Origin of the sequence: Paenibacillus gorillae (genome assembly GCF_000513275.1) — a bacterium.
GTDB classification, from domain to species: domain Bacteria; phylum Bacillota; class Bacilli; order Paenibacillales; family Paenibacillaceae; genus Pristimantibacillus; species Pristimantibacillus gorillae.
In genome coordinates, this window is the sequence record NZ_CBVJ010000123.1 from 48,862 (window position 1) to 57,761 (window position 8,900).

The 8,900-nt window shown below is 47.0% G+C and carries 7 protein-coding genes and 1 pseudogene; 1 reads left to right on the forward strand and 7 read right to left on the reverse strand.

Annotation, left to right across the window (positions count from 1 at the left end):
* Nucleotides 1–44 precede the first annotated feature (44 nt).
* Both TY10_RS23475 and TY10_RS23480 read right to left on the reverse strand, forming a co-directional pair.
* Nucleotides 45–1,412: a HAMP domain-containing sensor histidine kinase gene (locus tag TY10_RS23475; protein WP_337588383.1), complete on the reverse strand. Its 1,368-nt coding sequence runs from the start codon at nt 1,410–1,412 to the stop codon at nt 45–47.
* A 21-nt stretch (nt 1,413–1,433) separates the two neighbouring features.
* A complete protein-coding gene (locus TY10_RS23480) occupies nt 1,434–2,126 on the reverse strand; it encodes a response regulator transcription factor (RefSeq protein WP_042169035.1) in 693 nt (230 codons plus the stop codon).
* A 225-nt stretch (nt 2,127–2,351) separates the two neighbouring features.
* On the opposite strand from TY10_RS23480, the gene TY10_RS23485 reads away from it, so the two are divergent.
* Nucleotides 2,352–2,915, forward strand: coding sequence for a histidine phosphatase family protein (locus TY10_RS23485; RefSeq protein WP_337588384.1), 564 nt, complete (start codon nt 2,352–2,354; stop codon nt 2,913–2,915).
* Nucleotides 2,916–2,978: 63 nt separating this feature from the next.
* Here TY10_RS23485 and TY10_RS31115 read toward each other — a convergent pair whose 3' ends face one another.
* From TY10_RS31115 to TY10_RS30860, 5 genes and pseudogenes are all read right to left on the reverse strand, one after another.
* Complete coding sequence (locus tag TY10_RS31115; RefSeq protein WP_238327948.1) at nt 2,979–3,938, reverse strand: flagellin; 960 nt, start codon at nt 3,936–3,938, stop codon at nt 2,979–2,981.
* A 241-nt stretch (nt 3,939–4,179) separates the two neighbouring features.
* Complete coding sequence (locus tag TY10_RS31120; RefSeq protein WP_202903230.1) at nt 4,180–4,794, reverse strand: flagellin; 615 nt, start codon at nt 4,792–4,794, stop codon at nt 4,180–4,182.
* Between the two features lie 188 nt (nt 4,795–4,982).
* Complete coding sequence (locus TY10_RS23500; protein WP_042169040.1) at nt 4,983–5,609, reverse strand: type 1 glutamine amidotransferase family protein; 627 nt, start codon at nt 5,607–5,609, stop codon at nt 4,983–4,985.
* A gap of 154 nt (nt 5,610–5,763) precedes the next feature.
* A complete protein-coding gene (locus TY10_RS23505) occupies nt 5,764–7,011 on the reverse strand; it encodes a hypothetical protein (RefSeq protein WP_052350733.1) in 1,248 nt (415 codons plus the stop codon).
* A gap of 370 nt (nt 7,012–7,381) precedes the next feature.
* A pseudogene (locus tag TY10_RS30860) lies at nt 7,382–8,900 on the reverse strand (hypothetical protein); the annotation flags it as partial.

Consider the following 8,900-nt stretch of genomic DNA (forward strand, 5'->3'; position numbering starts at 1 on the left):
CGCCACAAAAGCTTATCAAATCCTTAACGTTCGTTTAAACGGCTTTAAGAATAGAGCGGCAAACGGATTTCGAATACGGTTTCCTTCTTGCTGCTTCTAACGGTAATCGTACCGCGATGCCGTTCGACGATGCTTTTCACAATGGCCAGTCCCAGCCCGCTCCCGCCCGTATGAGTAGAACGTGATTGCTCCACTCGGTAGAAGCGTTCGAATAGACGCGGAAGCTCCTGCTTCGCAATCGGTTCCCCGTAATTGGAAAAAGCGATGACCGCCTGACCATCTTCAACCGCGACACGGATATCGATAAACTTGCCCTGCGAGCCGTAGTTAATGGCGTTGGTCATAATATTCTCGAAAGCGCGGACAAGGCTTTCTCCGTCCGCAGCAATCAGCATGGCACCGTCCGGCGCATCGATGCGGCAAACCATATCCGCTTTGTTCAGACTGGGCACAAATTCCTCAGCCAGCTGACGAAGGAAGCCGATCAGGTCCAGCTCCCTAATATCCAGCTCGTCTTGATTATTATATTTCGTATACTCGAACAGATCATCGATCAGACGCTTCAGCCCGCGTGACTTCTCATGGGCGATATTGACGTAATAACGCAGCTCGACCTCATCCTTATAGCGATCATCCTCAATGGCCTCCAGGAAGCCCAATATAGAGGTAAGCGGGGTGCGTAAATCATGGGAGACGCCGGTGATCAGATCGTTTTTCGTCTTCTCGGTGTTGCGCTCCTCTTCAATGGAGAGACTGAGCTGGCGGCTCATCCGGTTGATGTTATGCGCCAGCAGTCCAAGCTCATCCGTCGTCTTTACCGGGATGGAATGATCTAATTGTCCTTTGGCAATCACCTGCAAGCCGGTCGTAATCTGCTTCAAATATCCGATCATCGAGCTTGTCGTCAAATAAAACACGATAAAGAACAGCAAAATGCCGCAAATCGTCATCAATATTGGCGAGCCGATGTTGTTAATGACCCATTTTAACCCTAGGCTATTCGGATCTTTGAATATCAGATAGGAAATAAAAGCATGGCCGATAACCAGAAGGCATCCTGTTAATCCCATACTGACGATGAAGATCAGCAGAAACCTCCAGCGCAGCGTCTGGAACAGCCTTGCCCCGCTCCCTCTTGCCTCCAGCTGCTCCAGCTCACGTTCGGCCTTGGCAGCCCTCTGCGCCTTGTTAAAGATCCGGCCGCGCACCCAATAATAAAAGAATGCAAAAATGAGCAGTCCGGTCGCCAGCATAATTGGAATGGAGCCGATATGCTCTACCATCCAGATGAGCGGCTCATCATATGGCTTAATCTGAATTAGTACGGATAAGACCGACCGCCCTGCAAGTACGATTAAGAATGCCGCCGCAGCCCCAATGAGCAGCAGAGCTCTTTTCCGTTGTACATCCACGTCTACCGCCGCCCTTTCGTTCTATAGCGATTCCATCTTGTAGCCGATGCCCCATACCGTCTTGATAAATTTTGGACTTTGCGCGTTTTTCTCAATTTTCTCTCGCAGCTTGCGGATATGAACCATAACCGTATTTTTCGATTCCATAAACGGTTCATTCCATGCTGATTCGTAGATTTTATCCATACTAAGAACGATGCCCCGGTTAACGGCGAGCAGATGCAGGATCGCGAATTCACGCGGCGTCAGCTTAACCTCCTGCTGATCGACGAATACCGTGTGCATCGCCGTATTGATGACGAGATCGTCAATGATGATTTCATCGGCATTTTTCACTTCGGCTCCCTTAAATCTCCTGTAGCGGCGCAAATGCGATTTGACCCTTGCAACGAGCACCAGCGGACTGAACGGCTTCGCCACATAATCATCTGCCCCGATGCTGAGACCGGCGATTTTATCGATATCCTGACTTTTGGCCGACAGCATAATAATCGGAATGTGATGCTCTTCACGAATTTTCATGCATGCCTCCAGGCCATCCATTCGCGGCATCATGACGTCCAGAATAATGAGATCTATCTGATGCTGGCGCAATTGCTCCAAAGCTTCCACGCCATCCGACGCCTTAAGCAGCCGATAGCCTTCATTCGTCAAATAGATTTCCATCAGCTTCACAATTTCCTGCTCATCGTCTACCAACAGGATCGTTTCCATCTGCAACTGTACCTCTCTCTATTAGCAAATTTGTAAAATCATATGCATAAAAAAACAAGCCAGCTGGTTACAACGGCTTGTTATGTACTTACGCGGCATCATAAATCATGTTGCTAGACTTATTATACAAAACTCTATCTCTGATAAAAATGATTATTTCTAGTTATGCCTACAATACTTTTATAAATCGAGTAAAATATGGATATTGAATGAATCGATAGGCTGGTGAATACATTGACTACAAATCTTTATTTGGTCCGGCATGCGCACTCTGCTTATTCTGCCGATGAATTACAGAGACCCTTATCCGAGCGTGGCAAAGAGGATGCCCGAAGAGTTACCGACATATTGAAAAACGAAAATATAACCGTCTTCCTATCAAGTCCATATCAAAGAGCGATACAAACGGTTGAAGGGTTAGCTGAAAGCTATGGCGCTGATCTCGTTATCGAAGAAGATTTTAGAGAACGATTATTATCTGCTGAACCCGTAGATGACTTTAACCATGCCATAGAAAAGGTATGGGCCGAGCCTTCTTTTTCCTGGGAGGGAGGGGAGTCTAACCTCATTGCACAAGACAGAGGAGTTCGAGTGCTCCATAAAGTGCTTGAACAGTATGAAGGCGAAAATATCGCAGTCGGGACACATGGCAACATCATGGTATTAATAATGAATGCCTTGGATAAGAGATTTGATTTCACCTTCTGGGGGCAGTTGGAAATGCCTGATATTTATAAGTTAAGCTTTGATGGGCAACAGCTTATTGGAGTGACACGCATATGGAAGTAGCTAAATCATTTATTAGCGGTCAGCACCAAAAAAACCTGCCCAAACAGGCAGGTTTAGTTAAGTCTAGCTTTTCATTAATTGCAGAATTGCTTGCGGATTGTTATTCGCTTGAGCCAGCATGGCTTGTGCAGATTGAGATATAATGTTAGACAATGTGACATTAACCATTTCTTTAGCCATGTCCGTATCCCGGATCCTTGATTCCGCAGCTGCTAAGTTTTCTTGATAATTCCCTACATTGTTCATCGTATGCTCCATACGATTTTGCAAGGAACCATGGATTGCCCGGACATTGTTTACTTTCGCTAAGGCACCTTCGGTCCGAGCAAGTGATTGCGAAGGGATCGATGGCGGCAGTAATCCGATATTCGATATTCCTAGACCGCTAGCTTTGACGTTGAATAAAGGGATCTCGATGGTTTCGTGCGCTTTCGTCCCCGCTTGAATGACAAGTTGCGGAGGGGCATAGTCGATATCTGTAATGTCTGTCACAACCTCGGATTCAATATGCCTGGTTACCTCAGTTTCCGTTGTATGCTCTAGGACATCGATATTTGGCGACAGCGATAATGGACCGTACTTAAATCCAATGGTCATACTCTGGCCTTGTGCCAAATTGTACTCCCAATTGAAATTAATTTGCGGCTCCCCCGGTACCGTATTATTAATGGTGAGCCCTGTTGGCGCTGCAAGTCCGAGTCCATCATCAAATTCAACACTCGCATTCGCTTCTTCACCTTCCATATGGAAGACGTTACCGGACACCGGTGAGATGACATGATTGCCTGGCGGGAGCGGATTTCCTGTATCGTCAAACATCACTGCGTTTTTAGGCGGATTCAAGCTGTTGCTCATATTAACGGTTGAATCCGTTGTCCCGTTATTTCTCATTTCATATCTGATTTCCATGGAATTGTCTGCATTTATCGTCCGGTATCTCGTTACGGATATGTCTGTATTAGGAAAAACAAAATGGTCGACTGCCGGAACCGTTCCGGGATTTGTTCTGCTCCCATATTCCAACGCTCTTGAAACTCCGTCAACTTCAATATCTTCAACCATATTCCCATACAATTGCGAATGATGCGCTGAGCCAAAATAAGTATCATTTCTTCCTACGGTATACCAATAAGCCGGGTCCGTATAAACGGGGTTCGTTGTAGGAGCCGTAGTCTCATAAACCTTAGTGTTTGTATCTGTTTTGGTAGTCGTCTGAGTATCGACCTTATAATCGTTATAGCCTTCTCTTCCATCCGGAAATACTTTAGGCGTCGTTTGACTTGTGCTGGAGTAGGTCTGGGTCGTCGTGGTCGTATCTGTGTCCCTTGATTTTTTGACGCGGTGTGCCTGGCGTTCCTGCAGGGGCGTAAATTGGGCTTTTTGATATGTAAATATCGGTCGGCGGATCACTGATGTTCATTGTCGTATCGGTACTCGAACGGTCTGCATAGATCTGATAATCACTGCGGGCGAGAAGATTGATTGTGTTGAACGTGTTCGACTCTGCAATATTATCAATGGCCTCATTAAGCTGGCGTATTTCCAGTTCGATCATCCGCTTGTCCTGATCGGAATAAGTGCCGTTCATCCCCTGAACGAGCAGTTCCTTCTGCCGCGCAATAATGTTCGAAATTTCCTGCATACCGCCATCGGCGGTCTGAACGACAGATATGCCATCCTGTACGTTCCGTTCTGCCTGCTGCAGCCCTCGAATCTGCCCTCTCATCGACTCCGAAATCGACAGACCCGCTGCATCATCAGCAGCTCTATTAATACGCAGGCCGGAAGCCAGCTTTTCCGATGATTTGGACAATTTCTCATTATTTTTCTTCAATATATTGTCAGCATTTAATGCGGATATGTTATGGGTGATTCTCATAATCGGCTCCTTGTAAAAGAAATTAATGATTGTAATGATTACCCACTACTACCATAACATATTCTCCTAAAAACCGACAATAATATATGATACTGATCAATCTACCGATCCTTATTATGGAATAAAGATGACGCTCAGATTTCTCTGATGTCATCTTTATTTCTTTTAGGTCACTATCCGGTTATAGCTCATTGGATGGAATTCATTAACTCATAGAAATATTTGGATTCATGCGTTTTATTTAGCCCATACCAAGCGTCTAATGTTTCTGGAGTAACTACATCTAACGCTTTTAAAACATGAACAGTAAATTCTAATGGCGCTACTCCTGATGCAGTGATCAATTTCCCGTCCGATACAGAACATTCCGCTTTGTAATGCTCTTCACCCCTATAAGAATGGCAAATCATTTTAAGATAGGCCAAATCATTGCTTGTGTGCGGACGTGAATCTAATAATCCTGCTCCAGCAAGTCCCAAAGTAGCTCCACAAATTGCTCCAACTACTATTCCTTGCTCTATGCACATCGCGGCAATTTTTAATATAGGCCCGTGAATAGCTTCTGTCCATGTATTTCCACCGGGCAAAATCAATGCGTCGATATCTTTAATGCTGCAATCCTCTACTTTAACGTCTGGCATTATTTTTAATCCGCCCATTGTCGTAACTGGAGTCTTTTCTATTCCCACAGTGACTATCTTTGCTGGAGCCAGCCCCTGCCTGAAGTATCTTCCCGAATTCAATTCAGCAGTTAAGTAACCTGCTTCCCAATCAGACATCGTATCAAACACGTAAAGATATACCGTATTATTCATCTCGAACGCTCCTCATAAGATTGATTAATTACAGCAACCATTCATCGTAATGAGCGGTCAGGTTCATAATAAAACAACTTCACTGACAGCTGCTGTCAGTGAAGTTGTTTTTACCTGATACTATTTAATTGCTTATGCTGATAAAAAAAGGGCACTACCCCCTTGAGGAAAACAGTTCCTTAATGACATCCTCATCGCCAAATCCATAGGGACAGGCATCTGAAGGGCGATTAGCACTATAATACCAGCGGTAAATATCATAGGAATCCTCGTATTTTGCATACGCAGTTATATACTCAACAGGAGCAAGCTCTGCCACTCTTTCTGCAGTCAGCGTTGTCGATGCATACGTCCTCTTAATGCTTTCCGTCATGATACGGCGTGATGGCATCTGAACCCATCCCTCTGGATAGCGCTCATTCACCCATTGATCGATATAGCGCAGAAATTCGGCACGGGCATCATCCCTTAGAAGGGCAAACCATGTGATTTCGTCATAACCCCATGCAAAATGGCTTTCATGATTCGGCACCCCGCGAGCACGATCCCGACCGAAATTATCAAACTCTACAATAAAGGGCATCGAATCAGCCGTCCACCCGCTTGGAGATACTCCTGGTGCACTGCGTGAGAACAGACTGTCCAAATATCCCGCTTCACAAATACTTTCTATCGGACTGCCGGTGACTTCCTTTAAGCGAATTGGGAAGCAATTATAATCAAACAGGCTGATACCGTCCACGCTGATTCCATGTGTATGCGCATCGCATAAGACATAATGGCGGCGGGCATGCTTTTTGGCATAATCCCGGATCATTCCTATTACTTCTTTGAAATAGCGGAAACCTTCATCCTCCGCACCGATCAAATGCACCTGTCCGAAATGAATGCCTTCAAATCCTGCACGGATATAGGAACATGCTCTGTAATAAATCCATAAACGGGATTCCAAGCGATTAATATCCTCTACCGAGGAGTCCTTCCCCCATTGATGAATATATCGGCCATTTTCAAAGAGCATATTGTCATAGGAAAAATAACGATCCTCAGCATCCAGTCCAAAAGCTGCAAACACCCATGCGGGTACTTTTACTGAGTTTACGAAGCTTTTTTGAATGCATTCAAATACGCAGGCCTGTAAAATAAAGTCCGGATCCACCTCATGTGCGCGATCTGCACGTTCCTTCGCAATCTGGAAATGCCGCTCATCATCCGTGCTATCCCATACATAGGAAGCCCGTCCGATAAACTTAGCGCCTTCATTCTTTAACATTCGAATATCGTCCTCAAAGGTTGAAGAAGCCAAGCTGTTATCCTCGCCAATGCCGCAATGCGTCACTGCACGTGACAGATAGTTATTCAAAACCTCTCTCGATATAAATCCGTCAAAAAAGAAATCCATAGGATACCTCTCCATTTCTTCATAGATTTATAAACAAATTCTGTTGTGCCGTGCCAGGAACACTGCAATTATATTGGACAATAGCAATAATAAAAGTATTCATGCTTTATTACCTTCACTATTAACTTGGAAACGTGCAAGGGGTGAAGCATGGCCTTGCCGCTTCTGATCGAAAAGGCAATAATTTAAGTATATATGGATATTGCAATTAGACGGAATGTGGCATTTTAAAAGTTTACATGCTAATTGAAAACGAATCTTGCTGCGGGGCTTCGCTCAGTTGCCAAACGTAGCAGCCGATGCCTAAAGCGCAACGAACCCCCTCAATCAATGAGGGGGTTCGTTGCGTGAATGGAAAATCTGCTATGCTCTATCTGCCGCGGATCATAGTAATGACACAAGTTCCTTTCACGTTTGGTGTAGATACAGAACTCACCGTAATCGTAACAACCCGAGGGGTTAGGTCATTATAGACATTAAAGTCATAAAAGTTATATCTATTGCCGAAGTTGGCATCCGTCAGCCTATCATTGGCGCCGATACTGTCATGGCTCCAAGTAATTCCTTCTGTCTTCATTTCTACACCGAATTGGTCTTTTACGACTGCCTGCATCGTGATATGCGATCCCGGTCCTGTGTATCCCGGAAGCACGTACAGGCTGCTTCCTGAGACAATGTTGACGTCAATGCTCGTTACGATTCTGACTACCAAATGATTCAGCGCGTCGTTAAGGGCAACGACTTTGGTCGCTTTCTCTCCCAGTGTCGTTTGCGGCAGAGCCAGCGCCGTTTGCAGCGTACTCCAACTGGAAGCCGTGTATTTGACTTCCACCAACGGGCTCGCTGCATCAAGCGCTTCTTGCAGCGCAACGACGATATCCAGCGCGCCTTGCGCATTGTCGATTAGCACTTGCGATGCTGCCAGTCTATTGACTAATGCCGTTTTTGCCGTACTGCCCGGCAGCGCCGTCACCAAGCTCAATGCCGTCTCCTGATCCGATTTCACTGAGTCGATGGTTCCTTGCACATCAGTGCCGTCCCCAATCATTGCCGCTGCTTCCGACTCGGCCGTGACGACTGATGCTGTCGCCGCAATGACGTCGTTCAGGTTGGTCTGTGCACCGTCGATCGCTGCTTGTACAACCGTTAATCTTGCGGCCAATGCCGTCTTCACTGTACTGCTCGGCAATGGCGTCACCAAGCCCGATGCCGTACTCTTCTTCGCTTGCGCCGTATCGATAGCCCCTTGCGTATCTGTTCCATCGCCCGCGAGTCCGTTCGCTGTCGTCTCTGCGGTCACGACCGATGCTGTCGCTGCGGCTACGAGATCCACCGCATCTTGGGCATTATCGATCGTCGTTTGAACGGTCGCCAGCCTGACTTGCAATGCCGTCTTCGCCGTGCTGCCCGGGAGGTCCGTCGCCAAGACCGATGCCGCACTCTGCTTCGCTTGGACTGCATCGACTGCATCCTGCGTATCACTGCCGTCGCCCAGCAGGCCATTCGCTGCCGTCTCTGCCGTGACGACCGATGCCGTTGCTGCAATGACCGCATTCAGATTCGTCTGCGCGGCAGTGATCTTCGCTTGCACGGTAGTGATTCTGTCAGCCAACGCTGTCTTCACCGTGCTGCTCGGCAAGGCTTCCACCAGGGCCGATGCCGCACTCTGCTTCGTCTGCGCTGCATCAATCGCGCCTTGTGTATCCGTTCCATCGCCGGCGAGTCCGTTAGCCGGCGTCTCGGCGGCCACGACCGATGCCGTTGCGGCGATGACTTCGTTCAGCTTCGACTGCCCTGCGTCGATCGTCACTTGCACGGCTGCTAGTCTGGCAGCCAATGCCGTCTTCGCTGTACTGCCCGGCAGATTAGCCACTAAGCCTGATGCAGTG